Raw genomic sequence first — 24,713 nt, forward strand, 5'->3', positions numbered from 1 at the left:
GGGTCGGCATTTTAGATATAACGTTATCCCTTGGCTAAGGCCACGGAGAAATTATATGAGTCTTGATGATCTGTTCACACAGAGAGGAAATACCGCGACCACCATTAAAGGGCAGGATCTAGAGAAGATCAAGATCCAGATTGCATCCCCGGAAAGGATCAGGGAGTGGTCCTTTGGTGAGGTCAAGAAACCGGAAACCATCAATTACCGTACCTTCAAGCCGGAGCGCGATGGATTGTTTTGCGCAAAGATTTTTGGCCCGGTCAAAGATTACGAGTGTAATTGCGGCAAGTATAAACGGATGAAGCACCGCGGTATCGTCTGTGAAAAATGCGGTGTCGAGGTGATCGCCTCCAAGGTCCGTCGTGAAAGAATGGGCCATATCGAACTGGCCGCGCCTGCGGCCCACATCTGGTTCCTCAAGAGTCTTCCCTCCAAGATTGGGACCCTCTTGGATATGACCATGGCTGATCTGGAAAAGGTACTTTATTTTGATGCCTATATCATCCTTGATCCCCTAGAGACCAATTTCCAGAAGATGCAGGTGATCTCTGAGGACCAGTACCTCCAGATCGTCGAACACTATGGCGAGTCGGCCATCAGGGTCGGCATGGGGGCCGAGGCGATCAAGGAATTGCTTGAAGAGATCGACCTGGCAGAACTCCGAGAGCAGTTGCGGGAGGACTCCAGATCGACCCGGTCCCAAACAAAAAAGAAAAAACTGGCCAAACGGCTGCATATCGTCGAGGCCTTTCTTGACTCGGATAACAAGCCCAGCTGGATGATCCTCGAGGTCGTGCCGATCATTCCTCCGGATTTGCGTCCCCTGGTTCCTCTCGACGGTGGGCGTTTTGCGACATCTGATTTGAATGATCTTTATCGTAGGGTCATCAACAGGAACAATCGGCTCAAGCGCCTGCTCGAACTCGGGGCGCCCGATATTATTATCCGCAATGAAAAACGTATGTTGCAGGAGTCCGTGGACGCGCTGTTCGACAATGGTCGCCGTGGTCGGGCCATCACCGGGACCAATGGCCGCGCCCTCAAATCCTTAAGTGATATGATCAAGGGAAAACAGGGGCGGTTCCGGCAGAATCTGTTGGGTAAACGCGTGGACTATTCCGGCCGGTCCGTTATCTGTGTTGGTCCAAACCTCAAGCTGCACCAGTGCGGACTGCCCAAAAAGATGGCCTTGGAGCTCTTCAAGCCGTTTATTTATTCCCAACTCGAGGCCCGTGGATATGCTTCGACCATCAAGAGTGCCAAAAAGATGGTTGAGCGCGAGGAGGTGGTTGTCTGGGATATCCTGGAAAATGTGGTCAAGGAATACCCCATTCTCCTCAACCGTGCGCCAACCCTGCATCGCCTCGGTATCCAGGCCTTTGAACCCACCTTGATTGAAGGAAAGGCCATCCGGCTCCACCCCCTCGTCTGTACCGCTTTCAACGCGGATTTCGATGGCGACCAGATGGCCGTGCATCTTCCGTTGTCTATCGAGGCGCAGATCGAGGCCCGGGTCTTGATGATGTCCACGAACAACATCCTTTCTCCGGCCAATGGGTCGCCAATTATCGTTCCCACGCAGGATATGGTCCTCGGCCTGTATTATTTGACAGTCCCCCGGGCCTTTGAGGATGGTGAGGGAAAGATCTTTTCATGCCCCGGCGAGGTTATCGCGGCATATGACGCCGGGTGCGTGGGCCTGCATGCGCGGATCACCGTCCGCATCGATGCAGAACGGGTCGAAACCACTCCGGGACGGATTCTCATCGGAGACATCCTGCCGGACGGTGTCCCCTTCCACTTGGTCAACCGGATCATGGACAAGAAATCCATCGCCAATCTTGTTGGTGAAACCTACCGTCATGCGGGGACAAAGGCCACTGTTCTTGTCTGCGACCGGATCAAAGCCCTTGGGTTCGAGTTCTCGACCCGGGCCGCAGTGACCGTAGGGGTCAAGGATTTGACCATACCGCCCAAGAAGGCGCAGGTCCTTTCGAGGGCAACCAATGAGGTCGAGCAGATCGAGCGGCAGTACAACGACGGTATCATCACCAAAACGGAAAAATACAACAAGGTCGTCGATGTTTGGACCAAGACCACGAACGACGTGGCCACGGCCATGATGGACGAGCTGTCTACGGAGATCCTCGAGGATCCCAAGACGGGCAAGAAAGAAAAAAACCAGAGTTTCAACCCAATCTATATGATGGCCACATCCGGAGCGCGTGGTAACAAGGACCAGATGCGCCAGCTCGCTGGTATGCGAGGGTTGATGGCAAAGCCCTCGGGTGAAATCATCGAAACACCGATCACCGCCAATTTCCGTGAGGGGCTCACGGTGTTGCAGTTCTTCACCTCTACCCATGGTGCACGGAAGGGGCTGGCCGATACAGCCTTGAAGACGGCTAATTCAGGCTATCTTACCCGCCGTCTCGTGGATGTCTCCCAGGACGTTATCATCAGCCAAGATGATTGCGGCACCGTTGATGGGCTGGAAATCTCGGCCATGCTCAAGGGCGGAGAGGTCCGGCAGAAACTTGGAGAGCGTGTCCTCGGCAGGATTGCTATGTATGAGGTGGTCGACCCGGATACCGGGGAATGTATCGTCCCCCAGGGTGGGCTGGTCGACGAGGCAGCGGTTGAAAAGATCGACGCCTCGAGCCTCTCGAGCATTATCATCCGTTCTTCCTTGACCTGTTGCAGTCCCCATGGTGTCTGCTCAAAATGCTATGGTCGGGACCTCGCCCGTGGGCACATGATCAATGTCGGTGAAGCCGTTGGGATTATCGCGGCCCAGAGTATCGGTGAGCCCGGTACTCAGTTGACCATGCGTACCTTCCATATCGGGGGGACGGCATCCAGGGAGATCGAACAGTCCTCACACAAGGCCCAGAATGACGGGAATGTTGTTCTTTCGCGGGTCAGGGTCGTTAAGAACGCCGACGGAAAGATGTTCGTTCTCAGTAAGAATGGTCAGCTCAAGATCGTTGACGACCAAGGGCTCGAACGCGAGAAATATCCGCTTCCCAATGGGGCCACCCTTTTCTTCAACCAGGGAGACACGGTCGCCAAGGGGGATCTCCTGGCCCAGTGGGATCCGTTCAATGAGCCATTCATTGCCGATATAGACGGTGTCGTTAAATTCACCGACGTCATCGAGGGACGGACCGTCCAGGAGAAGCGGGACCGGACCACATCGCAGTCCACCCTGAGTATCATGGAATACCGCTCCACCAACTACCGGCCAAGTGTGTCGATCTGCGACGGGGATGGTAACGTCAAATCCCGTCCGGGAGGGTCTTCGCAGGCCATCTTCCAGCTTCCGGTGGGTGCATTGCTGATGGTTCAGGACGGTCAAGAGGTGGCAGCGGGTGACTTCATCGCCCGAAAACCGCGTGAAACCTCCAAGACAAAGGATATTGTCGGTGGTTTGCCACGGGTTGCAGAACTCTTTGAGGTGCGTAAGCCCAAGGATCCGGGGATCATTTCTGAAATCGAGGGAACGGTTTCCTTTGGGGCGGACTCAAAAGGGAAACGGCGTATCGTGATCACCCCCGAGGTGGGTGACCCCCAGAACTATCTCATCCCTAAAGGGCGGCACATCACCGTTCAGGAGGGGGATTTTGTCGAGCCCGGTGAATTGCTCACTGCGGGGATGCCTGATCTCCACGATCTGCTGCATGTCCATGGGGAAAAGTATCTGGCCAACTATCTCGTCGAAGAGGTCCAGCATGTGTACCGGTCACAGGGGGTATACATCAACGATAAGCATATCGAAATCATCGTCAGACAGATGCTCAAGAAGATCAACATCATCGACCCCGGTGATACGGGCTTTTTGATCGGAGAGCATATCGAGAAGAGCCGTTTCTTTGCCGAGAACGCCAATTGTGTCCAAAAAGGTTTGCGTCCTGCGACCGCTGAACCCTTGGTCCTTGGAATTACCCAGGCCTCTCTTTCAACGGAGTCGTTTATCTCTGCGGCATCGTTCCAGGAAACAACGAAGGTTCTGACCGAGGCCGCACTCCAGGGCAAAGAGGATTCCCTCCTAGGGCTCAAGGAGAATGTCATTGTCGGACGGCTCGTGGCCGCGGGAACCGGATATAAGGCCTACGTCGAGAATGCCATCGAGGTCCCGGGGCAGCCGGAAAGCCCCGACAAATTCCTCGAAGAATTGGAAAAGGACCCGATTTTGGTCAATACGTGATCTATCGGGACAAAAAACGTCCGGATGTATATCAAAAGCTTGACAAGCCTATGCGCTTTCAATAACTGACGGCGTTTCTAAAAGTTATCTTATATGGAGGTCGTATGCCTACGATAAACCAATTGGTTCGCAAAGAGCGGACCAAACAAGTCAAGGCAAAGAAGACCGCAGCTCTGCAACAATGTCCCCAAAAACGCGGGGTGTGCGTTCGTGTATATACGACGACCCCGAAGAAGCCTAACTCCGCATTGCGGAAAGTCGCCAGGGTGCGGCTGACCAATGGGATCGAAGTGACTTCATATATCCCGGGAGAAGGACATAATCTGCAGGAGCATTCGGTGGTCATGATTCGTGGTGGTCGTGTCAAGGATATCCCCGGTGTTCGTTTCCACACCATCCGGGGCACGCTGGATACTTCCGGGGTTCAGGATAGGCGTAAAAGCCGCTCTAAGTACGGAACAAAGCGTCCCAAATAGCTTTAAGGAGTAAGCAATGCCTAGAAAAGGACCAGCTCCCAAGAGGGGGGTTCTGCCAGATCCCCGCTACGGGAGTCGTATCATAACAAAGTTTATCAACCGGCTCATGGTTGATGGGAAAAAGAGTGTAGCCGAAAAAATTTTTTACACAGCCGTCGAGGATGTTGCGAACCGGGTCAATGAAGAGCCTTTGAAGGTCTTTGAAAAGATTCTGGAGAGCGTCAAGCCACAGATGGAAGTCAAGTCGCGCAGAGTCGGTGGCGCGACCTATCAGGTCCCTATGGAGGTCCGTCCGGTCAGGCAGGAATCGTTGGCGATCCGCTGGCTGGTCACGTATGCCCGCTCAAGGGGTGAAAAGGGGATGATGTCCCGGCTTGCAGCCGAGTTCAATGATGCCCTGAACAACCGCGGTGGGGCTATCAAGAAGAAAGAAGACACTTATCGCATGGCCGAAGCCAACAAAGCCTTTGCACATTACCGCTGGTAATTAGGAGTGAGCGTGTCACGAGACGTACCTATTAAAAAGCAAAGAAATATCGGCATTATGGCCCATATTGACGCGGGCAAGACGACGACCACCGAACGGGTGCTCTATTATACGGGCGTATCTCATAAAATCGGTGAGGTACACGATGGCCAGGCCACCATGGACTGGATGGAACAGGAGCAGGAACGTGGGATCACCATTACTTCGGCGGCCACGACCTGTTTTTGGCAGGATCACCGTATCAATATAATCGATACTCCCGGTCATGTGGATTTCACGGTTGAAGTCGAGCGTGCCTTGCGTGTTCTCGATGGTGCCGTGGCGGTTTTTTGTGCTGTGGGTGGTGTCGAGCCCCAGTCTGAAACCGTTTGGCGTCAGGCAGACCGGTACAAGGTTCCCCGCATCGCATTCGTCAACAAGATGGACCGGTCTGGCGCCGATTTTTTTCGGGTTGTCGAAATGATCTCCACGCGGCTCAAGGCAAAGCCGGTTCCACTGCAGATCCCTATTGGAAGTGAGGATGCTTTCAGGGGGGTTGTCGATCTCATCCAGGGCAAGGCGCTTATTTTTGACGAGCAGTCCATGGGCGAGAAGTACGAGTACGAGTCCATTCCTGAAGAATTCCAGGATGAAGCCGACCAATGGCGGCAGGCGCTTGTCGAGGCCGTTGCCGAGGAAGACGAATCGCTGCTCGATAGATACCTGGACGGTGAGGAGATCACCCCAGAGGAGCTCACCGAGGCCATCCGCCAGGAAACTATCAAACTGAATATCTGTCCGGTTATGTGCGGATCCGCCTTCAAAAACAAGGGCGTGCAGCCGCTGCTCGATTCCATTGTCGCATACCTCCCTTCTCCGGTTGATATTCCGCCCATGGTTGGGCAGGTTCCCGGGACAGATGAGCAGATCGAGTGTCCTTGTAATTCCGACGAACCCTTGTCGGCATTGGCGTTCAAGCTGATGGCGGACCCGTTCATCGGTCATCTGAGCTTCCTGCGTGTTTACTCGGGCAAGGTGGAGACCGGGACGACTGTTCTCAACGCCGCCTCCGGCAAGAAGGAACGTATTGGACGCCTCCTGAAGATGCACGCGAATAAGCGAGAGGAGATCAAGTCCGCTTATGCTGGGGATATCGTTGCCGCGGTCGGGATGAAATATACGGCCACCGGTGAGACCCTGTGTGCTCAGGACAGACCTATCCTCTTGGAGTCCATTGATTTTCCCGACCCGGTCATTGAGGTAGCCATCGAGCCCAAGACCAAGTCGGACAGGGATGCTCTGGGTCAGGCCTTGCAAAAATTGGCCAAGGAAGACCCTTCTTTTAGGGTCAAGACCAACGAAGAGACAGGACAGACACTCATTGCCGGAATGGGTGAGTTGCATCTCGAAATCATTGTCGACCGCCTTACCCGTGAGTTCGGAGTTGATGCCAACGTCGGTCAGCCGCAGGTATCCTACCGCGAAACCATCACCAAGGCAGTCAAGGAAGACCATAAGTACGCCAAGCAGTCGGGCGGTCGTGGCCAGTACGGGCATGTGGTTATTGAAGTCGAACCCCAGGAACCCGGACAGGGGTACGAATTTGAGAACAAGATTGTTGGTGGTGTGATCCCCAAAGAGTACATTCCTGCCGTGGACAAAGGGATCCGGAATGCCCTGACGAGCGGTGTCCTGTCCGGTTTTCCCGTTGTCGATCTCAAGGTCAGGCTCGTCTACGGCTCGTACCACGATGTGGATTCCTCGGAACAGGCCTTTTACATCGCCGGTTCCATGGCCATCAAGGAAGCCTGCAGAAAGGCGGCGAGTGTTATCCTTGAACCGATCATGTTTGTCGAAATCCTCACACCTGAAGAGTATCTCGGTGATGTAATGGGTGACGTCAACGGACGACGGGGCAAGGTCATCAGCATGGATTCAAGAATGGGTACCCAGATCATCAGGGCCCATATCCCCCTGAGCAGCATGTTTGGATATGCTACGGATCTCCGGTCCAAGACCCAGGGGCGTGCAACATATTCCATGCTTTTTGATCATTACGAAAAGGTTCCGGCTTCGGTTGCTGAAGAGCTTCTGAAAAAGGTCTAATATCCTGCAACAAGCACGTGGGAAGTGGTACCTGCGTATACCAAAGAAGGCCAACCCGGTTTTTCGCAACACTTAGGAAATGACTCATGAATAGCGATAAAATTAGAATCAAATTAAAGGCATACGATTATCGTATCCTAGACAAGGCAGTAGCTGAGATTGTTGATTCGGCAAAGACGACCGGAGCCGGCATCGCAGGGCCCATTCCCTTGCCGACAAGGATCCACAAGACAACGATCCAGCGGTCTGTGCATGTTGACAAAAAATCTCGCGAACAGTTTGAAATCAGGGTCCACAAAAGACTGCTCGATGTACTCGAACCCACCCAGCAGACCGTTGACGCACTTGGTAAGCTCAATCTGCCTGCCGGTGTGGATGTCGAGATAAAGCTTTAGTCGCGAAAAGAGAGTAAGCCATGAAAAAGACATTAGGCCTTATAGGGAAGAAACTTGGCATGACCCGTGTCTTTGCGGATGACGGAACCGTTGTTCCTGCAACCGTAATCGAAGTCGGGCCATGTCCGGTTATCCAGAAAAAGGTTGAAGAAAAAGATGGGTACAACGCAATCCAGCTTGGATATGAATCCATCGCATCGCACCGATTGAACAAACCCGGCCGCGGCCATCAGCTCAAGGCGGATTGTGGTTTCTATAGATACCTCAACGAATTCCGTGCGGACGATGTTGATTCTTACGAGATCGGTCAGAACATCACTGCCGATATTTTTTCACCCGGTGAAAGAATCGATGTGCGTGGAACTTCAAAGGGGAAGGGATTTGCTGGTCCCATGAAGCGTTGGAATTTTGGTGGGGCACCTGCAACCCATGGACATGAAAAGGTCCATCGGACCACTGGTGGCATTGGGCAGTGCGCATATCCCGGGAAGGTTTTCAAGGGAAAAAAGATGGCCGGTCAGATGGGGAACAAAAACGTTACCTCCGTCAGTCTCGAGGTCGTTGACGTCAGGCCCGAAGAGAACCTTGTCATTATTCGGGGCCAGGTTCCCGGCCCGAAGAAGGGGTTGGTCCTTCTTCGCAAGAGGAAGTAAGGAGAACTGCTATGGCTATGGCAAAAATATACAACCAGGAAAAGAGCGTCGTGGGGGAACTGGATCTCGTCGACGGTATCTTTTCTGTTGAAGTGAAACCCGAGATTCTGCATTTTGTCGTGCGTGCCTATCGTAATGCACAAAGGGCCGGCACCGTAGGTGTCAAGAACCGGGCTTTGATCCGCGGTGGAGGCAAGAAACCTTGGAGACAGAAGGGGACGGGACGTGCAAGGGCCGGCTCTGTTCGGTCACCGCTCTGGAAGGGGGGAGCCATCACCCATGGCCCACAGGCCCGGAGTTATGCCTTTAAGGTCAACAAGAAAGTCAAGAAGCTGGCCCTGAAGATGGCCCTGACCTCCCGTTTTGTGCAGGAAGATATGATGATCGTAGATTCCCTCAAAATGGATGAAATCCGGACCAAGAGCTTTGCCGCCCTGCGCGATCAGCTGGGGGTAAAAAAAGTCTTGATTGTTGTTCCTGAAGAGGATAAAAACCTTAGCCTTTCAGCGCGCAATATTCCGGGTGTGCAGGTCACGACCCAAGATGCACTGAACGTCTATGATATTTTACGGCATCCACAGCTCGTCATGGAGCAGGGAGCTGTAGAAAAGCTGCAGGAGAGGTTACAATAAGATGGAAAACACACAGGTTCTTATCAAACCCCTGCTCTCCGAAAAAACCACCCTGCTCAAAGAGCAGGATGGAACGATCGCTTTTTATGTACATCCCAAGGCCTCCAAGTACGATATCACTCTGGCGATCGAAGAACTTTTTAATGTCACCGTGCAGTCGGTCAACGTTGTCAAATATCGGCCCCGTGTCCGGAAAAAGATGGGCCGTGCCGTCGGTAGGGAGCCTGGCTACAAAAAGGCCTATGTCAACCTGGCATCAGGTGATACAATAGAATTTTTTGAAGGGGTTTAGGGATGGCAGTACGTAAATTGAAACCTACCTCGCCTGGTAGGAGAGCTCAAACGGTATCCACCTATGACGAGATCACCAGGTCTCGTCCTGAGCGGTCCCTGACACGAGGGATCAGTTCCGGTGGAGGCCGTAACAACTATGGCCGGATCACGTCGCGTCGTCGTGGTGGTGGTAACAAGCGCAGGTATCGAGTCGTTGATTTCAAGAGAAACAAATTCGGGATACCAGCCAAGGTCGCAACGATCGAGTATGATCCAAATCGGAGTGCCCGTATAGCCCTCCTCAATTATACGGATGGAGAAAAGCGCTATATCCTCGCCGCCAAGGGTCTCAAGGTCGGTGACCAGATTTTGGCAGGTGAGAAAGCCGATATCAAGACCGGCAATGCGTTGCCCTTGGTTAAAATTCCCCAGGGAACCATTGTTCATAATGTCGAGCTATACCCTGGAAAGGGTGGGCAGATGGCCAGATCGGCCGGCACATACGCCCAGTTGGTGGCCAAAGAGGGGAAGTTTGCCCTGCTCAGGCTCCCTTCTGGCGAGGTCCGCAGAGTTCTGGCAACCAATATGGCCACTATTGGCCAGGTTGGAAATCTCGATTTTGAAAACGTCAGTATCGGCAAGGCCGGACGTAATCGGTGGAGGGGAAAACGGCCGGAAGTCCGAGGTGTGGCCATGAACCCGATTGACCATCCTCTGGGTGGTGGTGAAGGTCGTTCCTCTGGTGGACGTCATCCAGTGACGCCGTGGGGCAAGCCAGCTAAGGGATACAAGACGAGAAATCCCAAAAAGCAGTCTTCCCGTATGATCGTTAAACGCCGCGGCCGGAAGTAGGAGTAAGCATGCCAAGATCATTAAAGAAAGGTTTTTTTGTAGACGATCATTTGCTGGTTAAGGTCGACCGTGCCACAAAGGATAACAGTCGTCAGGTCATCAAGACCTGGTCAAGGCGATCGACGATTATCCCGGAAATGGTCGGGATGACTTTTGCTGTACATAACGGCAAACAATTTGTTCCCGTATTTGTCACCGAAAATATGGTTGGTCACAAACTTGGTGAGTTTTCTCCGACCAGGACTTTTCGTGGACATGCCGGGGGCAAGAAAAGCCAGGTAAAAGGAAAGTAGTCCAATGGAAGTTAAAGCAACTGCAAAATACATGCGGATTTCTGCACAGAAAACCCGGCTTGTCGCACGCAATATCAGTGGTCGGACTGTAGAGGATGCCATTAATATCCTCAAATTTACACCCAAGAAAGCCGCAAAAGTCATCTTGAAGGTGTTGGATTCCGCTATTTCCAATGCGGAAGCCAACACAGGGTTGGATGTGGACAATCTCTTCGTCAAGAGGGTCATGATCAACGAAGGTCCTACATGGAAGAGGATTCAACCCAGGGCAATGGGCCGAGCTTATCGCATTTTGAAGCGTACAAGCCATGTAACTGTAATTGTCGATGAGCTATAGGAGGACATTGCCTTGGGCCAAAAAATACATCCATACGGATTCCGATTAGGATACAACAAAAACTGGCTATCACGCTGGTTTTCAACCAAAGATTATTCCAAATTTGTACATGAAGACAAAAAGCTCCGGAGTTATGTCAAGAAAAAACTGTATCATGCCGGTATCGCCAAAATTGAGATTGAGCGTGCTGCCGACAAGATCCGTTTGATCCTCTCCACCGCACGGCCCGGTATCGTTATTGGGCGCAAGGGTGCCGAGATTGAGAAGCTCCGGGCAGATCTGAAGAACAAATTTTCTGGCGAATTCCTCATTGAGGTCAATGAGATCCGCCGACCTGAAGTAGATGCCCAGTTGGTCGCCGAGAATATTGCCATGCAGCTCGAACGTCGGGTTGCTTTCCGTAGGGCGACAAAGCGGACCATTGCCATTGCCCAGAAGTTTGGAGCGGAGGGGATCAAGGTCTCCTGTTCCGGCCGCTTGGGGGGTGCCGAGATCGCCCGCACCGAATGGCAGAGAGAGGGCCGGGTTCCATTGCATACCCTGCGTGCTGACATCGATTACGGCTTTGCCCAGGCAGCCACGACGTACGGAGTTATCGGCGTCAAGGTATGGATCTACAAGGGTGATATTTTAGATGAGGGTCGTCGATAATGCTGAGTCCTAAAAAGGTTAAATTCAGGAAACACCAAAAGGGAAGGATCCGCGGGGAAGCCTCTCGCGGGAGCCGGGTCTCCTTTGGTGAGGTTGGACTTAAGGCGCTCGAAAGTGGCAAGCTGACCAATCAGCAGATAGAATCTGCTCGTGTGGCCATGATGCGCCATATCAAAAGAGGGGGGAAGGTCTTTATCCGCGTTTTCCCCGACAAACCAATAACCTCCAAGCCCCTCGAAACCCGGCAGGGTAAAGGTAAGGGTGCCCCATGTGGATGGTGTGCTCCCGTGCGCAGGGGTAAGGTGTTGTACGAGATCAAGGGTGTCGATGTCGAATTGGCTAAGCGGGCGCTAAAGCTGGCTTCTTATAAGCTGCCATTCAAGACCCAGATCGTTGTAAAGGAGTCCTGATATGAAAGCTTCAGAGATGCAAACATTTGATATCGACAAGCTACATGAGAAGTTGACGGAGTATCGTCAGGAGTTGATGAACCTTCGCTTCCAACATGCCACCGCTCAGCTTGAAAATACGCAGCGAATTTCCATAGTCAAAAAGAATGTCGCACGTATTCTCGGTGTCCTTCGCGAAAAAGAGATGGAGAACTAGACATGGTGAAAAGCGAAAAGAAAACCAACAAACGACGCATGACTGGTTTTGTGATCAGTGATAAAAACGATAAGACGATTGTCGTGCGTGTAGAAGAACTCGTGAAGCATCCTGTTCTCAAAAAATACATCCGTCGAAGAAAAAAGTGCATGGCCCACGATCCTATGAATGATTGCCGTATTGGCGACAAAGTTCAGATCGTTGAGCACCGCCCGCTGAGTGCCCAGAAACGGTGGCACCTGACAAAAATTATCGAAAAGGCTCTGTAGGGGAACAAGATGATACAAGTACAATCAACGCTTGATGTTGCAGATAACTCGGGAGCCAAAAAGGTATCCTGCATCAAGGTGCTTGGCGGAAGTCATCGCCGCTATGCCAGCGTCGGGGACTTGATCGTGGTTTCTGTCAAGGAAGCGATGCCCCATTCCAAGGTAAAGAAAGGCGATGTGATGAAGGCTGTAATCGTCCGGACCAATAAAGAGATCGGCCGACCTGACGGATCCTACATACGGTTCGACAAAAATTCTGCTGTCATACTCAGCAAGACCCTTGAGCCAGTGGGTACACGTATTTTTGGTCCTGTTGCGAGAGAGCTGCGAGCAAAAAGTTTTATGAAGATCGTGTCCCTGGCACCTGAGGTTTTATAGGACTTGCTATGAAAACCAGGAAAATCCATAAAGAAGATACGGTGATTGTCCTTGCTGGAAAGGACAAAGGAAAGACAGGAACGGTCAAAAAAATCTACAAGAACAAAGACCTCCTCCTTGTCGAAAACGTCAACATGGTCAAACGCCATGTCAAGCCAAACCCTTATCAAAATGAACAGGGGGGAATCGTCGACAAAGAAGCGCCCCTGCATGTTTCGAACGTCCAGATCGTGTGTGAATCCTGCGCAAAGCCGACGAGGGTAGGTTACAAAGTAACCGATGGCGGAAAAAAAGTTCGTTACTGTAAAAAATGTAACGAAGTGATGAGTTAGGGTACTATAATGACGCGACTGAGTGAACTGTATAAAAAAAATGTAGCCCCGGAATTGATGAAGGAGTTTAGCTATTCCTCCATCATGCAGATACCCTGTCTCAAATTTGTTTCCCTGAATATGGGGCTTGGCGAGGGTAGCCAAGACAACAAAATGATTCAGGACGCTGCAAAGGAATTGAGCTTGATCGCAGGGCAAAAGGCTGTGATTACCCGAGCAAAAAAGTCTATCGCCGCATTTAAGCTCCGTGAGGGGCAGCCTATTGGTTGTGCTGTCACTTTGCGCCGAGCCAAAATGTGGTATTTTTTGGACAAGCTCATAAACATAGCTCTCCCTCGGGTGAGGGATTTCCGTGGGATCGCCGACAAGGGCTTCGATGGTAGAGGAAATTTCACCTTGGGCATCAAAGATCATACAATTTTTCCTGAAATCAATATGGACAATGTAGATCGGGTCAAAGGCATGAACATCACAATCGTAACTTCCGCAGCCACCGACAAGGAAGGCAAGAGGTTCTTGGACCTGCTTGGCATGCCTTTTAAGAAATAAAGGAGGACTATTTTGGCACGTACATCTTTAATGGTCAAAGCACAGCGGAAGCCAAAATTTTCGACCCGCAAATATAACAGATGCCCATTGTGTGGTAGACCCAGGGGTTATATGCGTAAATATGGGATCTGCCGTATTTGTTTCCGTAATATGGCCTTGGCCGGGGAACTTCCGGGCGTAAGAAAATCTAGCTGGTAAACGAGGAATGTGCATATGTCAGTAGTTGATCCAATTGCAGATATCCTGACCAGGATCCGTAATGCGCAAATGGCTCTCCATGATACTGTCTCCGCTCCATTGAGCAAGGCGAAGGCAGATATGGTGGCTATTTTCAAGGACGAAGGGTATGTTCAGGATTTTGAAATCAATGGAAGCTCCATTGATATTCGATTGAAATATCATGAGGGTAAACCGGCCTTTTCCGGGCTTAAACGGGTTAGCAAGCCAGGACGCCGTGTTTATGTAGGCAAAGCTGATATTCCGGCAGTTCAAAACGGCCTTGGAGTGTGTATCCTTTCTACGTCACAAGGAATTGTGGACGGAGCCAAGGCTAAGGAACTGGGAATCGGCGGAGAACTCCTCTGCGAAATTTGGTAGTGAGGAAGCTATGTCAAGAATAGGTAGGATGGCGATCGTCATTCCCAAAGAAGTCGAGCTCAACATCAAGGATCGCGAAGTTGTCGTCAATGGCCCCAAAGGGACCATGACCATAGGAATCAGCGAAAAGATCCAGGTCGAGGAGATCGATGGACGCGTTCAGGTGACGCGCGCAGATGACGAACGTGAAAGTAGGTGTCACCACGGGCTTTGCAGATCTCTTCTCTCCAACGCTATCGAGGGTGTGAGCAAAGGGTTCGTCAAGGAACTCGAGTTGGTCGGAGTTGGCTATAAGGTTAATCTCAAGGGATCTGCTCTCGAGTTAAATGTAGGATACTCCCATCCAATCAATTTTACCCTTCCCCAAGGGGTCGATGGTAAAATCGAGGGAAATAAAATCGCACTTTCAGGCTGCGACAAGCAACTCATTGGAGAGACAGCCGCCCGTATTCGACGGGTCCGTCCCCCAGAGCCTTACAAAGGAAAGGGGATCAAATATGTCAATGAGCAGATCCGCCGTAAAGCCGGTAAATCAGGTGCTAAGTAGGTAAAACAATGAGACCCAGCAAAAGACAAGCGAGATTAAAGAGAAAGATCCGTATCCGCAAAAAGATATACGGCACTGCCGAGAGACCACGTCTCGTTATATTTCGATCCAACAAACACATTTACGCTCAAGTCATCAATGACGACGCCAGGACTACGCTGGCTTCATCTTGCTCATTGGCGATGGAAGAGTACAAAACAGTCCCCGCGAATATTGAGACCGCAAAAACAATAGGCAAGCGGATTGCTGAGGAAGCCTTGAAGCAGGATATCTCTTCTGTGGTTTTTGATAGGAACGGTTATGTGTTTCATGGAAAAGTCAAGGCTTTTGCAGACAGTGCACGCGAAGCCGGTTTAACATTTTAATAGAGGTCATTCATGCAGCAGACTGAGAGCGAATTTATAGAAAAAGTCGTCTATCTCAATAGGGTCGCTAAGGTGGTCAAGGGCGGTCGTCGCTTCAGCTTCAGTGCGCTTGTTGTTATTGGCGATGGGAATGGCACGGTTGGGTACGGACTCGGTAAGGCCAACCAGGTTCCCGAAGCCATCAAAAAGGCATCTGACAGAGCCCGGCGTTCAATGAAAAAGGTTGCTCTTATCGATGGGACCATTCCGTACCAGACGACAGGGATTTTCGGCGCCGGTCGTGTTCTGCTCAAACCCGCTTCAAAGGGAACCGGGATTATTGCGGGCGGACCTGTTCGTGCCGTTATGGAGGCCGCCGGCGTCCATGATATCCTGACCAAGGCTATTGGCACAAACAATCCACACAATGTGTTGCGGGCCACCTTTGCCGGTCTCGAAGGGATGCGTGGGGCAGAGGAAGTCAGTGATATCCGTGGCAAGAAAATTACCATCACGCGTAAATAGGTGATCCCATGATCAAGGTCAGACTTCTTAAGAGCATTATAGGATGTAGCCCAGTGCAGAAAAAGACGATCAAGGCCCTTGGCCTTGGTAAGGTTGATTCGTGCAATGAGCTCCCGGACAATCCGTGCACGGTGGGTATGATACGTCGTGTCCGTCACTTAGTTGAGGTTGTTAAATAATGAATTTGCATGAACTTTATCCATATCCGGAACAACGCGCTGACCGCAAGCGTGTAGGACGCGGCTCTGCCACCGGGCAGGGCTGTACAAGCGGTAAGGGGAATAAGGGACAGAACGCCCGGTCGGGCGGCGGGGTTCCTCCCTGGTTTGAGGGTGGTCAGATGCCTTTACAGCGTAGGCTGCCCAAGCGAGGATTTAAGAATCCTTTCCGCGTACGTTACCAAACGGTTAATCTCGACAAGGTCGTTACGTTTTTTCCTGATTCCAAGGAGATCAGCATTGATGACCTTTATGCGAGTGGTCTTTCCCGTAAGGGGGCTCCGATAAAGATCCTTTCCGATGGTGACTTGGCCGGACCGGTCAGTATCACGGCCCATGCCTTTTCTAAAAAGGCCGTTGAGAAAATTACCAAGGCCGGCGGACAGGCCATAGCTCTCGAAGGATAATCGCCTATGTCGGCTCCAATGAATTCAGGGGTTCAGGAACTCAAGCGGAGGGTCCTCTTTACTTTCGTTTTTTTGGCCATCTATCGAGTTGGCATACATTTGCCGATCCCCGGGGTCGACGGAAGCGCGTTGGCCGATTTTTTCGCCAATGCCCAGAACACCCTCTTTGGTCTGTTTGATATGTTTTCCGGTGGTGGTCTGCGCAATATTTCGGTTTTTGCTCTTGGGATCATGCCCTATATTTCCGCCTCGATCATCATCCAGCTTTTGACCGTGGTCAGTCCTGAACTGAAGCGTCTTAGCAAGGAAGAGGGGGAAGCCGGTCGAAAGAAAATTACCCAATACACCCGGTACGGAACGGTTCTGATAACCCTTGTACAGGGTTTGGGTATCGCTATCGGACTTGAAAGCATGTCCAGCCCAACCGGAGCGCCTGTCGTTCTTGCTGCAGGATGGTCCTTCAGGATAATTACGGTTATGACTCTGACCGCCGGGACCGTTCTCATCATGTGGCTTGGAGAGCAGATAACGGAATCCGGGCTTGGCAACGGGATCTCTCTGATTATATTTGCCGGTATTGTTTGTCGTTTCCCGGCCGGGATCTACAACTCCATTCGGCTCATGGGAACCGGTGAGATCAGTGTTTTTGTGGCTCTCTTTGTTCTCATCGTCATGGTGGGGGTCTTGGTTGGGATCATTTACGTCGAACGCGGGCAGCGTAGGATTCCTATACAGTACGCCAAACAGATGAGGGGACGGAAAATGTATGGTGGACAGAGCAGCCACCTGCCTTTGCGGGTGAATACCGCCGGCGTCATTCCGCCGATTTTTGCCTCTTCCATCCTCATGTTCCCGGCGACCATCGCTAATTTTTCCAGTGTTCATTGGCTGAAACAATTCTCCTCTTTTTTCAATCCCGGTTCGTTTGTTTATAATTTGTTGTATATAACCATGATTGTTTTCTTCTGCTTTTTTTATACAGCTATTATTTTCGATCCCAAGGATATTGCCGAGAATTTGAAAAAGCAGGGGGCGTTCATACCCGGTATCCGGCCCGGCATTAAGACCAAGGAATATATTGATAAGGTTTTGGGACGGTTGACTTTTTGGGGCGCTATATACGTATCTATCGTGTGCATTTTCCCGATGCTTCTCATTAGGCAATTCAATGTTCCGTTTTACTATGGCGGTACCGCTTTGCTGATTGTCGTCGGTGTGGCCATGGATACCATGAATCAGGTCCAATCGTATCTCATTACCGGACAGTACGATGGACTCATGGCCAAAGCCAAAGTGAAAGGACGTCGCTAGTTGAGACCTGCGAACGAAAACCAGTACAGAGCTATTTAGAAATTGATTTTGGGGGAATTATGAAAGTCCGACCATCTGTCAAAAAAATATGTCCCAAGTGCAAGGTCATAAAACGCCATGGGACCATCCGTGTCATTTGCGAAAATCCAAGACATAAACAGAGACAAGGCTAGTCTAGGGGGATGTTGTGGCAAGACTTGCGGGTATTGATTTACCGAAAAATAAAAGACTCGATATTGCTTTGACCTATATTTATGGGATAGGCCATACGTCAGCGCTGAAGATTTTGGACGCCACTGGAACAGATTGGACGAAGAAGACCGACGATCTCACTTCCGAAGATGTCAAGAAGATCCGTGTTGAAATCGAGGATAATTACAAAGTTGAGGGTGACCTCCGGCGTGAAGTCACTGGGAATGTCAAGCGACTCATGGATATTGGATGTTACCGTGGGCTGAGGCATAGGCGTGGCTTACCCGTGCATGGTCAAAAGACCAAAACGAATGCACGGACCAGAAAAGGCAGAAAGCGGGTAGCCGTAGGCCGTAAAAAGTAAAGGATGAGGAGACAGTATGGCTAGGCCTCAGAAAGGAATGAAGAGAAAAGAGCGGAAAAATATTCCGAGCGGGATAGTACGGATAAGTGCTACCTTCAACAATACTATAATAACTTTTACCGACAACGTCGGCAACGTCATCAGTTGGGCGAGCTCCGGGACCGCAGGATTCAAGGGCTCCCGAAAAAGTACCCCGTTTGCTGCGCAGAAGGCCGCCGAGGTTGCAGCCAAGCGTGCGCAGGAACATGGAATGCGTACAGTGGGTGTTCTGGTCAAGGGGCCCGGTTCTGGAAGGGAATCGGCTATGCGGGCTATCCATGCTGCTGGGATGAAGGTCACCTTTATTCGTGACGTCACCCCAATCCCCCACAATGGGTGCAGGCCGCCTAAAAGACGTCGTGTTTAAAGGAGGATTTTACATTGTCTAGATATACAGGAGCCAAATGTAAGCTTTGTCGTCGTGAGGGCGAAAAGCTCTTCCTCAAGGGGGACCGCTGCTATACCGATAAATGCGCTTTCGAGCGTCGCTCCTATCCTCCGGGAGAGCACGGTAAAATGCGTCGTAAGCCCACTGAGTACTCGATCCAGTTGCGTGAAAAGCAGAAGGTACGTCGCATGTACGGCCTTCTCGAGGGACAGTTTCGCCACTATTTCAAGGTTGCGGATGGCAAGAAGGGAATTACCGGTACCAATCTGTTGATACTTCTTGAAAAGCGTATCGACAATGTTGCCTACAGACTGGGCTTTGCCAACTCTCGGAATCAGGCCCGTCAGTTTGTCCGCCACGGACATTTCATGATCAATGGCCGTAAGGTTACCGTGCCTTCCATCCAGCTCAAGGAAGGCGACGTCGTGGAGGTCTGTGAAGGCAGTAAAACCAATCTGGTTATCAAAGAGGCCCAAGAGGTGGTGGCACGTCGTGGTGTACCCGCCTGGCTCGATGTTGACACCACCGCTTTGAAGGGAACGGTCAAGGCACTTCCCGTGCGTGACGATATCACCTTCCCGATGAATGAACAGTTGATTGTTGAACTGTACTCAAAATAAATAGGTGTTCTCTATGACGGAAACCACCAGTGAACGTCCTGTCAACGTGCGGAACTGGTCCGAGCTCGTAAAGCCAGAGCGCATTGAGCGAGATCCAAAGTCCAATGCAATGTACGGGAAATTTATATGTGAGCCACTAGAGCGTGGGTTTGGTACTACTATCGGTAATTCCCTACGGAGGATACTGTTGTCCTCCCTGCAGGGATGTGCCATCGCAGCTATCAAGATCCAGGGTGTCCAGCACGAATTTTCCACCATTCAGGGGATTGTTGAGGACGTTACCGATGTTATTCTTAACTTCAAGCAAATTAAATTTGCCTCCTCGAGCAGCGAGCCACAACGGTTGCAGCTTATAGCCAATGATGTCGGTCAAGTCACGGCTTCTGCCATCCAGGAGAATCAGCATCTCCAGGTGCTCAACCCTGAACAACACATAGCCACATTGACCGAACCTCTCGATTTCGTTGTTGATATCGAAGTCAGGATGGGAAAGGGATATTTACCTGCAGAAATGCACGAAGGGCTGGACAAGGAAATCGGGATTACCCCTCTCGATTCCAGCTTCTCACCGGTCAAGAAGGTGGCCTACCATATCGAACAGGCCCGTGTTGGACAGATGACCAACTACGATAAATTGATCATGGAAATCTGGACCGATGGATCTGTCTCTCCTGATGATGCCTTGGCCTACAGCGCTAAGATTTTGAAGGAACAGCTCGACGTTTTTATCAACTTTGACGAGTCCACGGCTGATATTGATCGACAGAGTGATTCGAAAGACCAGGAACTCAATCCCAATCTCTTCAAATCTATAGAGGACCTCGAGCTGCCAGTTCGTGCGAGCAATTGCTTGAAGAGTGCCGGTATCCACCTCGTTGGTGAACTGGTCCAGAAAACCGAAAACGAGATGCTCAAGACAAAGAATTTTGGACGTAAATCCCTTGAGGATATTCGCAGGGTTTTGGAGTCCATGGGCCTTGAATTCGGTATGAAGTCCGATAATTTTGAAGAAAAGTACCAGGAATGGATGAAGAGGTCAGAAGAAGATGAGGCATAAAAAATCAGGCAGAAAGTTCAGCCGGACCATGGAGCACAGGAAGGCCATGTTCAAGAACATGTCCAGGGCCCTGCTGACCTATGAACGGATACGAACAACATTACCCAAGGCCAAGGAACTGCGCAAGTTTGTCGAACCGCTGATCACCCTCGCCCTCAAAAATGATGTCACGGCCCGGCGTGAGGCGTACAAGATGCTTGGCAGTCATCAGTTGGTTCAGAAGTTGTTTAACGAAATCGGCCCACGCTACACCAAAGATCAGCACGGTGGGTATACACGGATTGTCAAGTTTGGTCAGCCCCGGGAGGGCGATTCCGCCCAGATGGCACTGATCGAGCTCAAGTACCTCGCTTCCAGCGAAGAGGACAGTAGCCCGTCTGTGCAGGAAGCGGTGCCGGCCGACGAACAGAAAGATAGCGAAGAGTAATAATTTCCCAAAAAAAGGCAGGTTTTTCTGCCTTTTTTTGGGAAATTATTTATAGATAAATTAAATACAAAGTATAGACATGATGGATACGCGACGGCTTGAGGCCTTTGTCAAGGTCTATGAATCCCGCAGTTTTTCTAAGGCAGGGAAGGAACTTTTTCTCTCCCAACCCACGATCAGCTCCCATGTTGCCCTGCTCGAGGACGATCTCGGTGTACTCTTGTTCGATCGGGTGGGCCGGAATGTTCTTCCGACCCAGGCCGGGGAAATCCTGTACGATAGGGCACAAGGGGTTTTTCGGGGCATGGAAATGGCCCGGGCAGAGATTGATCTTCTTCGGCATGCGGTCTCTGGGCCACTCATAATTGGTGGGAGTACAATTCCTGCCGACTATATTCTCCCTAAAATTTTAGGGGGATTCATGCGCAACTATCCCGATGTCAACGTTGATTTGCGGGTTGGGGACACCGGTGCGGTCATTGATATGGTCGGTCGAGGAGATGTCATGCTTGGCTTGGTCGGTTCCTCTGCGGAACATAACGAACTCTCTTTTGAACCGGTTGTATCGGATGATTTGGTTGTCATTGGTGCACCGGGGCTTGTAGCAAATGTTCAAAACTGGCAGGGTGAAGACATGGTCAAGAAAACGTCTTGGGTCATGCGTGAACCCGGCTCAGGCACCCGTAAGGCACTTGCTTCGTCATTGCGTAAAATAGGACTTGGGGTCACGGATATGCGCGTGTCCATACAGGTACAGAATACCCAGGCAATGTTGGGATGTGTTGTCGCGGGACTCGGTCTTTCGGTGACCTCGCGCATGGTTGCTACGCCGTATATCCAGCGTGGAGACCTGGCCCTTTTGGCTATCCCCGATCTTGTAATGGCCCGGGATTTTTATCTCGTGCACCATTGCAAGCGGGAAAAGTTCCCGGCAACTCAGCGGTTTCAAGAATATCTTCGGGAGACAATCCCGGAATATTCTGCATTGTAATTGTCCAGAGGATATACCCACTGCCTCCAACCTAACCCCAAGAATTTTTTTTGGAACCATCCTAACTTCCCATGAGAGATGCCAAGACAGAGCAAGAGATCGTTATCGAATCCGGCGGACATTTGCGTGCCTGTATGTGTGATCCCAAGGCTACCCTGGCCCAGCATCTTTTTGCGTTGGGATATTTTTGGGGACGCCCTCTGTGCTCCGGAATAGGCAGTTGCGGACTCTGCCGTATACGCTTCCGAAGAAACGCTCCGGATCCTGATGGAGCTGAGCGGAACATCTTCACTCCTCGGCAACTTGGAGCGGGCTGGAGGCTGGCCTGCAAACACCACCCTCTTTCGGGTATGCATTTCCTGGCCCCGGGTGGACGGGAACGGCATATTTGTGTGGAAAAGACCGTGGACATCGGATTCCAAAAACTGGTTGTAGATATTGGCACTACGGCTATCAAATGGCGGGGGATCAAGAGGGGGGAAAGGGGGGTGTGCGACGGGCAGGGGCTCAATCCCCAGCTGGGATGTGGGCGGGACGTCATGTCCCGATTTTCAGGCGCTGCACTGAGCGGTGCTGTACGTAAATCACTCCACGACTCTCTTGTCGATTTTTTGGCAAACCTCATCGGGGAAGACGAACATCCGCAGCGGCACAATGTGGTTGTCACCGGGAATAGCGCCATGATCTATTTTCTCCTGGATCTTTCCTGTGAGAACCTTGCCAGGGCCCCCTATTTTTTGTCCTATAAGGGAGGAACATGCGGCCAGCCTTGCCCTCGGTTGCCCGAAATCTATATCCCTCCCCTGCTCTCTCCCTTTATTGGGGCCGACATTGCAGCGGGACTGTTCCATCTTCTGTCCCAAGATGATGGTGAAACAAGGTTTCCCTTTATTCTGGCTGATTTCGGCACCAACGGGGAATTTATCCTTGCCCTCGGGCCCGACGATTTCTTGGCAGCCAGTGTGGCCATGGGCCCGGCCCTGGAAGGGGTCGGTTTGACCCGGGGGAGCATGGCCGGTGGCAGGGTGTGCACCCGGTTCACAATCTCCCCTGCGGGATTGGTTCCCCAGGGCGGAAACCTTGCCCACGGGATATCCGGCACGGGCTATCTCTCGTTGGTTGCTGCTCTCCGCCGTCTGGGGGTGCTGGATAGGTCCGGTGGATTTAGTACGCCATCCCAGCCGTTAGCCAAAACGATTGCGGACGCGATACGAGAGGACCCGCAGGGCAGGGTGCTGACCATAGAAGGGCGGGATGTGCTTTCCGGAAGAGACATCGAGGAGATTCTCAAGCTCAAGGCCTCATGCGAGTATGCCCTGGATGCCCTGGTCGATCATGCTGATCTTGCCTGGAGGGATATCAAACAGGTTTTTCTGGCCGGTTCGCTGGGCATCCACCTGCTGCCAAGCGATCTGGTCGAATTGGGATTTGTGCCCAGACAGCTCGAGGGAAAGATACGTTTGGCGGGCAATACCGCGTTGGAGGGTGCCTGGGATATTCTTCAGGATCGGGAGGCACGCGATACGTTACGTCATATGGGAGACCATCTGACCACCATTGACCTCCCTGGGGATGTGCATTTTTCCGAAAACTATGTCGCAAGGATGCACTTCGGAAAAAGGTGAGGCGGGGCCGGCCTTGAGGTTGCTAATGCAATGTTACCTTTTTTAGGGAACTTTTTCCGGTATAGCCCGATACCAGCTGTCATATTCGCAGCCCCTCCTGGGGCACGGGCCTGGGACGCTGAAGAGCGGAACCGCCTGTCCTTGATGGCCACAGGTGTCGCTCCTAGTCCACGGAGATGATTGTACGAGAACAACGAATAAAAGGAGCCCATTATGGTACAATTCAACCTCAACCAAGACCGCTGCATAACGTGCGGTAACTGTGTGGCCGACTGCCCGCCCCAATGTATTGTCATGGAAAAGGGCGGATTCCCTGTCATTCCAGACGAGAAAAAATGCATCGGCTGTCAGCATTGTTTGGCTGTCTGTCCCACCGGGGCCATCTCCATCATGGGGGTTGTCCCGGATACGAGTCTGTCTCTCACCTATGAAATGCCCACGGCCCATTCCATGGAGACCCTCATCAAGGGGCGTCGTTCCGTGCGGCATTACAAAAAGCAGCCTCTGGAACCGGCTACCATCCAAAATCTTCTGGAAATCGCCTGGCACGCCCCCACAAGCACCAACTCCCAAGGCGTGCTCTTCACCGCCACCATGACCCGGGAGGCAACCGTGGCACTGGGCGAGGAGATCTATGCAAGGCTGGGCAAAATGATCCCCGGGCTGGATCCGGAAAAGGATACCCTGGCACACAAGTACATGCGCATGGCCCATGGGGCCTACACCAAGCACGGCAAGGACGTCATCCTTCGTGGCGCCCCGCATATCCTCATCGCCAGTGCACCGGGCAAGGGGGCTGTCCCTGGGGTTGATTGCGTTATCGCCCTGACCAACTTTGAGCTCATGGCCCAGACAATGGGAATCGGCACATTGTGGGACGGGATGCTCACGTGGTGCCTGGCCGACTTTTTCCCGGATTTGGCCGAACGGCTCGGCGTGCCCAAGGCCCACAAGATCGGCTATTGCATGGCGTTCGGTCGACCTGCCGTACAGTATCATCGCACGGTCCAGCGGGTTCCGGCCAAAGTGAATCTGGTTGAAGCCTTCTGAGGATCAGCCAGAGGCATATCCCTCAACGCACAAACGCCCCGGATCACATTGATCCGGGGCGTTTGTGCGTTGAGAGCGATTCGTTGGCGGGTACGGTGCACCCCATGCAGTACTGTCACGGCCCCTTAGTAGAATCGAGTTTCAGGCGTACGTACCTAAAAATCGACAAAAAACGTTACATGTCAGGCAAATATGCTTGAGATGTCTGTAAGACCCCATAGCGGGTAGCCAATGGCAGCGAGGAGTTTCTTGGTATTGAATTACAAAGTCTTAGCTCTCGAACGTTTCAATCTTCAATGAAGAAATCCGTATCCACCTTTTTGACTTCGTACACTGCTGCAGAACTTACGCCGACCCCGTGATCAATCATGAGCTGAACCAGATCGGAGCCGTCAATCAAGACAACCTTTGGATCGATTTTCTGCACATAGTCCAGTGCTTCTTTTGAAAAATGGCTGGTTGTAATGAACACGCCTTTTTTGGCCCGTTGTCCGTGAAGCGCACCTACGAATTTTTGAATCTCTGGCCTGCCT

The 24,713-nt window shown here is 51.7% G+C and carries 36 protein-coding genes; 35 read left to right on the plus strand and 1 reads right to left on the minus strand.

All coding sequences use genetic code 11. The features are described 5' to 3' along the window. Positions 1 to 55: 55 nt before the first annotated feature. From rpoC to ACY692_RS00705, 35 genes are all read left to right on the plus strand, one after another. Positions 56 to 4,210 carry a DNA-directed RNA polymerase subunit beta' gene (gene rpoC / locus ACY692_RS00535; protein ID WP_462323369.1) on the plus strand — a complete coding sequence of 1,385 codons (4,155 nt, stop codon included), beginning with the start codon at positions 56 to 58 and terminating at the stop codon, positions 4,208 to 4,210. Positions 4,211 to 4,314: 104 nt separating this feature from the next. Beyond that, positions 4,315 to 4,686, plus strand: a complete 372-nt coding sequence (rpsL, locus tag ACY692_RS00540) for a 30S ribosomal protein S12 (protein ID WP_462323370.1) — start codon at positions 4,315 to 4,317, stop codon at positions 4,684 to 4,686. Positions 4,687 to 4,702: 16 nt separating this feature from the next. Beyond that, a complete protein-coding gene (gene rpsG, locus ACY692_RS00545) occupies positions 4,703 to 5,173 on the plus strand; it encodes a 30S ribosomal protein S7 (protein WP_462323371.1) in 471 nt (156 codons plus the stop codon). Positions 5,174 to 5,185: 12 nt separating this feature from the next. Further along, positions 5,186 to 7,258 (plus strand): elongation factor G, encoded by a 2,073-nt coding sequence (gene fusA, locus ACY692_RS00550; protein ID WP_462323372.1) that lies wholly within the window; start codon positions 5,186 to 5,188, stop codon positions 7,256 to 7,258. Positions 7,259 to 7,344: 86 nt separating this feature from the next. Continuing rightward, positions 7,345 to 7,653, plus strand: coding sequence for a 30S ribosomal protein S10 (rpsJ, locus tag ACY692_RS00555; RefSeq protein ID WP_462323373.1), 309 nt, complete (start codon positions 7,345 to 7,347; stop codon positions 7,651 to 7,653). A gap of 20 nt (positions 7,654 to 7,673) precedes the next feature. Continuing rightward, complete coding sequence (rplC, locus tag ACY692_RS00560) at positions 7,674 to 8,306, plus strand: 50S ribosomal protein L3 (protein WP_462323374.1); 633 nt, start codon at positions 7,674 to 7,676, stop codon at positions 8,304 to 8,306. A gap of 11 nt (positions 8,307 to 8,317) precedes the next feature. After that, positions 8,318 to 8,938 (plus strand): 50S ribosomal protein L4, encoded by a 621-nt coding sequence (gene rplD, locus ACY692_RS00565; RefSeq protein ID WP_462323375.1) that lies wholly within the window; start codon positions 8,318 to 8,320, stop codon positions 8,936 to 8,938. 1 nt (position 8,939) lies between these two features. After that, positions 8,940 to 9,230 carry a 50S ribosomal protein L23 gene (rplW, locus tag ACY692_RS00570; protein WP_462323376.1) on the plus strand — a complete coding sequence of 97 codons (291 nt, stop codon included), beginning with the start codon at positions 8,940 to 8,942 and terminating at the stop codon, positions 9,228 to 9,230. A 2-nt stretch (positions 9,231 to 9,232) separates the two neighbouring features. Then, positions 9,233 to 10,063 (plus strand): 50S ribosomal protein L2, encoded by an 831-nt coding sequence (rplB, locus tag ACY692_RS00575; protein ID WP_462323377.1) that lies wholly within the window; start codon positions 9,233 to 9,235, stop codon positions 10,061 to 10,063. Between the two features lie 8 nt (positions 10,064 to 10,071). Continuing rightward, entirely contained in the window at positions 10,072 to 10,356 is a 285-nt protein-coding gene (gene rpsS, locus ACY692_RS00580; RefSeq protein WP_462323378.1) for a 30S ribosomal protein S19, read from the plus strand. Between the two features lie 4 nt (positions 10,357 to 10,360). Beyond that, a complete protein-coding gene (gene rplV, locus ACY692_RS00585; protein ID WP_462323379.1) occupies positions 10,361 to 10,693 on the plus strand; it encodes a 50S ribosomal protein L22 in 333 nt (110 codons plus the stop codon). Between the two features lie 12 nt (positions 10,694 to 10,705). After that, positions 10,706 to 11,344, plus strand: coding sequence for a 30S ribosomal protein S3 (rpsC, locus tag ACY692_RS00590; protein ID WP_462323380.1), 639 nt, complete (start codon positions 10,706 to 10,708; stop codon positions 11,342 to 11,344). Further along, on the plus strand, positions 11,344 to 11,754 hold the full coding sequence (rplP, locus tag ACY692_RS00595) for a 50S ribosomal protein L16 (RefSeq protein ID WP_462323381.1): 411 nt from the start codon (positions 11,344 to 11,346) through the stop codon (positions 11,752 to 11,754). The genes rpsC and rplP overlap by 1 nt, the downstream gene beginning before the upstream one ends. A gap of 1 nt (position 11,755) precedes the next feature. Next, positions 11,756 to 11,950, plus strand: coding sequence for a 50S ribosomal protein L29 (rpmC, locus tag ACY692_RS00600; protein WP_462323382.1), 195 nt, complete (start codon positions 11,756 to 11,758; stop codon positions 11,948 to 11,950). 2 nt (positions 11,951 to 11,952) lie between these two features. Beyond that, on the plus strand, positions 11,953 to 12,219 hold the full coding sequence (gene rpsQ, locus ACY692_RS00605; protein WP_462323383.1) for a 30S ribosomal protein S17: 267 nt from the start codon (positions 11,953 to 11,955) through the stop codon (positions 12,217 to 12,219). A gap of 9 nt (positions 12,220 to 12,228) precedes the next feature. Then, the gene (rplN, locus tag ACY692_RS00610; protein ID WP_462323384.1) at positions 12,229 to 12,597 is read left to right on the plus strand and encodes a 50S ribosomal protein L14; all 369 of its coding nucleotides are present in this window, start codon (positions 12,229 to 12,231) and stop codon (positions 12,595 to 12,597) included. 8 nt (positions 12,598 to 12,605) lie between these two features. Further along, positions 12,606 to 12,929: a 50S ribosomal protein L24 gene (gene rplX / locus ACY692_RS00615; protein ID WP_462323385.1), complete on the plus strand. Its 324-nt coding sequence runs from the start codon at positions 12,606 to 12,608 to the stop codon at positions 12,927 to 12,929. Between the two features lie 9 nt (positions 12,930 to 12,938). Beyond that, complete coding sequence (gene rplE / locus ACY692_RS00620; RefSeq protein ID WP_462323386.1) at positions 12,939 to 13,478, plus strand: 50S ribosomal protein L5; 540 nt, start codon at positions 12,939 to 12,941, stop codon at positions 13,476 to 13,478. A 12-nt stretch (positions 13,479 to 13,490) separates the two neighbouring features. Then, on the plus strand, positions 13,491 to 13,676 hold the full coding sequence (locus ACY692_RS00625; RefSeq protein WP_462323387.1) for a type Z 30S ribosomal protein S14: 186 nt from the start codon (positions 13,491 to 13,493) through the stop codon (positions 13,674 to 13,676). Positions 13,677 to 13,691: 15 nt separating this feature from the next. Continuing rightward, positions 13,692 to 14,075, plus strand: a complete 384-nt coding sequence (gene rpsH / locus ACY692_RS00630; RefSeq protein WP_462323388.1) for a 30S ribosomal protein S8 — start codon at positions 13,692 to 13,694, stop codon at positions 14,073 to 14,075. A gap of 10 nt (positions 14,076 to 14,085) precedes the next feature. Next, entirely contained in the window at positions 14,086 to 14,622 is a 537-nt protein-coding gene (gene rplF / locus ACY692_RS00635; protein ID WP_462323389.1) for a 50S ribosomal protein L6, read from the plus strand. A gap of 8 nt (positions 14,623 to 14,630) precedes the next feature. Continuing rightward, positions 14,631 to 14,987 (plus strand): 50S ribosomal protein L18, encoded by a 357-nt coding sequence (gene rplR, locus ACY692_RS00640; RefSeq protein WP_462323390.1) that lies wholly within the window; start codon positions 14,631 to 14,633, stop codon positions 14,985 to 14,987. A gap of 12 nt (positions 14,988 to 14,999) precedes the next feature. Continuing rightward, a complete protein-coding gene (rpsE, locus tag ACY692_RS00645; RefSeq protein WP_462323391.1) occupies positions 15,000 to 15,491 on the plus strand; it encodes a 30S ribosomal protein S5 in 492 nt (163 codons plus the stop codon). An 8-nt stretch (positions 15,492 to 15,499) separates the two neighbouring features. Beyond that, a complete protein-coding gene (gene rpmD, locus ACY692_RS00650) occupies positions 15,500 to 15,670 on the plus strand; it encodes a 50S ribosomal protein L30 (RefSeq protein WP_462323392.1) in 171 nt (56 codons plus the stop codon). Continuing rightward, positions 15,670 to 16,116 carry a 50S ribosomal protein L15 gene (gene rplO, locus ACY692_RS00655; protein ID WP_462323393.1) on the plus strand — a complete coding sequence of 149 codons (447 nt, stop codon included), beginning with the start codon at positions 15,670 to 15,672 and terminating at the stop codon, positions 16,114 to 16,116. The genes rpmD and rplO overlap by 1 nt, the downstream gene beginning before the upstream one ends. Before the next feature lie 6 nt (positions 16,117 to 16,122). Then, positions 16,123 to 17,427, plus strand: a complete 1,305-nt coding sequence (gene secY / locus ACY692_RS00660; RefSeq protein ID WP_462323394.1) for a preprotein translocase subunit SecY — start codon at positions 16,123 to 16,125, stop codon at positions 17,425 to 17,427. Positions 17,428 to 17,486: 59 nt separating this feature from the next. Beyond that, complete coding sequence (rpmJ, locus tag ACY692_RS00665) at positions 17,487 to 17,600, plus strand: 50S ribosomal protein L36 (protein ID WP_462323395.1); 114 nt, start codon at positions 17,487 to 17,489, stop codon at positions 17,598 to 17,600. A gap of 14 nt (positions 17,601 to 17,614) precedes the next feature. After that, complete coding sequence (gene rpsM, locus ACY692_RS00670) at positions 17,615 to 17,983, plus strand: 30S ribosomal protein S13 (RefSeq protein WP_462323396.1); 369 nt, start codon at positions 17,615 to 17,617, stop codon at positions 17,981 to 17,983. Between the two features lie 16 nt (positions 17,984 to 17,999). Beyond that, positions 18,000 to 18,389, plus strand: a complete 390-nt coding sequence (rpsK, locus tag ACY692_RS00675) for a 30S ribosomal protein S11 (RefSeq protein WP_462323397.1) — start codon at positions 18,000 to 18,002, stop codon at positions 18,387 to 18,389. Positions 18,390 to 18,403: 14 nt separating this feature from the next. Next, positions 18,404 to 19,030, plus strand: a complete 627-nt coding sequence (rpsD, locus tag ACY692_RS00680) for a 30S ribosomal protein S4 (RefSeq protein WP_462323398.1) — start codon at positions 18,404 to 18,406, stop codon at positions 19,028 to 19,030. 13 nt (positions 19,031 to 19,043) lie between these two features. Next, on the plus strand, positions 19,044 to 20,087 hold the full coding sequence (locus tag ACY692_RS00685; RefSeq protein WP_462323399.1) for a DNA-directed RNA polymerase subunit alpha: 1,044 nt from the start codon (positions 19,044 to 19,046) through the stop codon (positions 20,085 to 20,087). Next, entirely contained in the window at positions 20,077 to 20,514 is a 438-nt protein-coding gene (rplQ, locus tag ACY692_RS00690; protein WP_462323400.1) for a 50S ribosomal protein L17, read from the plus strand. The genes ACY692_RS00685 and rplQ overlap by 11 nt, the downstream gene beginning before the upstream one ends. Positions 20,515 to 20,593: 79 nt before the next feature. Further along, positions 20,594 to 21,505, plus strand: coding sequence for a selenium metabolism-associated LysR family transcriptional regulator (locus ACY692_RS00695; protein WP_462323401.1), 912 nt, complete (start codon positions 20,594 to 20,596; stop codon positions 21,503 to 21,505). Positions 21,506 to 21,576: 71 nt separating this feature from the next. Then, entirely contained in the window at positions 21,577 to 23,130 is a 1,554-nt protein-coding gene (locus ACY692_RS00700; RefSeq protein ID WP_462323402.1) for an ASKHA domain-containing protein, read from the plus strand. Between the two features lie 213 nt (positions 23,131 to 23,343). Continuing rightward, on the plus strand, positions 23,344 to 24,180 hold the full coding sequence (locus ACY692_RS00705) for a nitroreductase family protein (RefSeq protein WP_462323403.1): 837 nt from the start codon (positions 23,344 to 23,346) through the stop codon (positions 24,178 to 24,180). Positions 24,181 to 24,466: 286 nt separating this feature from the next. Here the strand turns inward: ACY692_RS00705 and ACY692_RS00710 are convergent. Beyond that, on the minus strand, positions 24,467 to 24,713 hold a 247-nt coding region (locus tag ACY692_RS00710; RefSeq protein WP_462323404.1), incomplete at its 5' end, for a restriction endonuclease.

The organism is Desulfoplanes sp. (genome assembly GCF_054921335.1).

Bases quoted from the DNA above. Each gene is read 5' to 3' on its own strand.
- rpsL (WP_462323370.1), top strand. From the start codon at position 4,315: ATGCCTACGATAAACCAATTGGTTCGCAAAGAGCGGACCAAACAAGTC.
- rpmC (WP_462323382.1), top strand. From the start codon at position 11,756: ATGAAAGCTTCAGAGATGCAAACATTTGATATCGACAAGCTACATGAG.
- rpmD (WP_462323392.1), top strand. From the start codon at position 15,500: ATGATCAAGGTCAGACTTCTTAAGAGCATTATAGGATGTAGCCCAGTG.
- rplQ (WP_462323400.1), top strand. From the start codon at position 20,077: ATGAGGCATAAAAAATCAGGCAGAAAGTTCAGCCGGACCATGGAGCAC.
- rplX (WP_462323385.1), top strand. From the start codon at position 12,606: ATGAAAACCAGGAAAATCCATAAAGAAGATACGGTGATTGTCCTTGCT.
- rpsK (WP_462323397.1), top strand. From the start codon at position 18,000: ATGGCTAGGCCTCAGAAAGGAATGAAGAGAAAAGAGCGGAAAAATATT.
- rpsJ (WP_462323373.1), top strand. From the start codon at position 7,345: ATGAATAGCGATAAAATTAGAATCAAATTAAAGGCATACGATTATCGT.
- rpmJ (WP_462323395.1), top strand. From the start codon at position 17,487: ATGAAAGTCCGACCATCTGTCAAAAAAATATGTCCCAAGTGCAAGGTC.
- rplP (WP_462323381.1), top strand. From the start codon at position 11,344: ATGCTGAGTCCTAAAAAGGTTAAATTCAGGAAACACCAAAAGGGAAGG.
- ACY692_RS00705 (WP_462323403.1), top strand. From the start codon at position 23,344: ATGGTACAATTCAACCTCAACCAAGACCGCTGCATAACGTGCGGTAAC.
- rplW (WP_462323376.1), top strand. From the start codon at position 8,940: ATGGAAAACACACAGGTTCTTATCAAACCCCTGCTCTCCGAAAAAACC.
- ACY692_RS00695 (WP_462323401.1), top strand. From the start codon at position 20,594: ATGATGGATACGCGACGGCTTGAGGCCTTTGTCAAGGTCTATGAATCC.
- rplD (WP_462323375.1), top strand. From the start codon at position 8,318: ATGGCTATGGCAAAAATATACAACCAGGAAAAGAGCGTCGTGGGGGAA.
- ACY692_RS00700 (WP_462323402.1), top strand. From the start codon at position 21,577: ATGAGAGATGCCAAGACAGAGCAAGAGATCGTTATCGAATCCGGCGGA.
- rpsH (WP_462323388.1), top strand. From the start codon at position 13,692: ATGTCAGTAGTTGATCCAATTGCAGATATCCTGACCAGGATCCGTAAT.
- rplR (WP_462323390.1), top strand. From the start codon at position 14,631: ATGAGACCCAGCAAAAGACAAGCGAGATTAAAGAGAAAGATCCGTATC.
- rpsG (WP_462323371.1), top strand. From the start codon at position 4,703: ATGCCTAGAAAAGGACCAGCTCCCAAGAGGGGGGTTCTGCCAGATCCC.
- ACY692_RS00685 (WP_462323399.1), top strand. From the start codon at position 19,044: ATGACGGAAACCACCAGTGAACGTCCTGTCAACGTGCGGAACTGGTCC.
- rpsQ (WP_462323383.1), top strand. From the start codon at position 11,953: ATGGTGAAAAGCGAAAAGAAAACCAACAAACGACGCATGACTGGTTTT.
- rplF (WP_462323389.1), top strand. From the start codon at position 14,086: ATGTCAAGAATAGGTAGGATGGCGATCGTCATTCCCAAAGAAGTCGAG.
- rplV (WP_462323379.1), top strand. From the start codon at position 10,361: ATGGAAGTTAAAGCAACTGCAAAATACATGCGGATTTCTGCACAGAAA.
- rplO (WP_462323393.1), top strand. From the start codon at position 15,670: ATGAATTTGCATGAACTTTATCCATATCCGGAACAACGCGCTGACCGC.
- rpoC (WP_462323369.1), top strand. From the start codon at position 56: ATGAGTCTTGATGATCTGTTCACACAGAGAGGAAATACCGCGACCACC.
- rplB (WP_462323377.1), top strand. From the start codon at position 9,233: ATGGCAGTACGTAAATTGAAACCTACCTCGCCTGGTAGGAGAGCTCAA.
- rplN (WP_462323384.1), top strand. From the start codon at position 12,229: ATGATACAAGTACAATCAACGCTTGATGTTGCAGATAACTCGGGAGCC.
- secY (WP_462323394.1), top strand. From the start codon at position 16,123: ATGTCGGCTCCAATGAATTCAGGGGTTCAGGAACTCAAGCGGAGGGTC.
- rpsS (WP_462323378.1), top strand. From the start codon at position 10,072: ATGCCAAGATCATTAAAGAAAGGTTTTTTTGTAGACGATCATTTGCTG.
- rplC (WP_462323374.1), top strand. From the start codon at position 7,674: ATGAAAAAGACATTAGGCCTTATAGGGAAGAAACTTGGCATGACCCGT.
- rpsE (WP_462323391.1), top strand. From the start codon at position 15,000: ATGCAGCAGACTGAGAGCGAATTTATAGAAAAAGTCGTCTATCTCAAT.
- rplE (WP_462323386.1), top strand. From the start codon at position 12,939: ATGACGCGACTGAGTGAACTGTATAAAAAAAATGTAGCCCCGGAATTG.